Genomic DNA, 1,272 nt, shown 5'->3' with positions numbered 1-1,272 from the left:
CCCATTGCTGTCCCACAATTTTTCACAAGAGGAAGCTCATTTGAGCTTCCTCTTGTTTTATGGGTATTTTATCGGGTGAAAATAAAGCTTTTAAAGTTCTTCTTTCAAACAAATTCACTTGAATTATTCTGAGTAAACGTTGAACTGTCCAACCTGTTTTCCCTAAATGTTGAGCGAAACTCACCAATAAATAGGCGATCATCGCAATCCAGATTTGTGTCTGAATTGCGTTTCTGCTGCGGCCTAGAAACGCTTTTAATTTGAGATTCTGCTTAATCGTCTTAAAGAACAGCTCAACTTTCCAACGATCTTTATAAATCGCCGCAATGGTGGAGGCGGCTAAATGAAAGTTATTGCTGAGAAAGCTAAAGTGCTTGCCACTTTGCTGATCTCTATATTCAATTCTTCTTAACACTGGGGCTTTTCTTTTTAGGGCATGTGCGCTATTCAGCTGAATGGTTTCATCTTTTAGAATACCTTTGGATTCAAGCACTGGATGTTGCTGGATCACCTGATACACAGATTTAGGCCTAAAACGTGTGACAAATCCAATGTTTTGAGCAGTCAGATTTGCATACCATTGGTAATCGACATAGCCTTTATCAAAAACTACAATGCTGCCAGCAGGAAACTGGAATTTGCGGCCTTGTACCATGTCATTTTCTTTGCCATTTTCAACTGCAACAAACTCAGGAATATCATTGCTGTGATTCAATCCTATGCTGAGTTTCATGCTGGCTTTTGAGTTGTGAACTTTGGCCCATTCACATAAGGAAAGCGACAGGTCAATATGACTGGCATCCAAGGAATACAAGGGATTCTTAAAGCGAAATTTATGAGCTACTTTTGAGTGTTCATAGTATTTAAGCAACTTGTAAAATAGCTGTTGATACAAGGCAGCAGGCTGCTGCTCATTGATTCGTGCCAGCGTGCTTCGGGGAATAGACTTTGCTCCGAGATGACTTAGCTTTTCCTGTTGGCACTCCAAATTGGATTGAATATCTCTCAGACTTTGCCTACAAGAGAATTGAGACATCAATATGGCAATAAACTGATCCCACCGGGAAGCCGCTCTAAATTTCTGTCCAACATGGTGTACTTTAGCAAGTTGTTCAAAATCCTGTCGCACAACAGGTTTAATTAGCTCATGAAATACGGTATTCTGATGTGACAAAACCTGAATCCTAGTCGTTAAAGTGTTTGTTTGCACTCATATTTTAACTGTTAGGACTCAGGTTTTTTTATTTAAAGCAAACTATGGGACAGCAGTGG

Annotated in this window: 1 protein-coding gene; it reads right to left on the bottom strand. The window is 39.8% G+C overall.

The genetic code is table 11. The annotated features are described in order from the left end of the window. Positions 1-22: 22 nt before the first annotated feature. A complete protein-coding gene (locus AVJ19_RS21105; RefSeq protein WP_111861429.1) occupies positions 23-1,174 on the bottom strand; it encodes an IS4-like element ISAbe18 family transposase in 1,152 nt (383 codons plus the stop codon). Between the last annotated feature and the right edge of the window lie 98 nt (positions 1,175-1,272).

This window comes from Acinetobacter sp. CFCC 10889 (genome assembly GCF_003268395.1).
GTDB lineage: Bacteria > Pseudomonadota > Gammaproteobacteria > Pseudomonadales > Moraxellaceae > Acinetobacter.
This window is presented reverse-complemented; position numbering and strand designations above follow the sequence as displayed.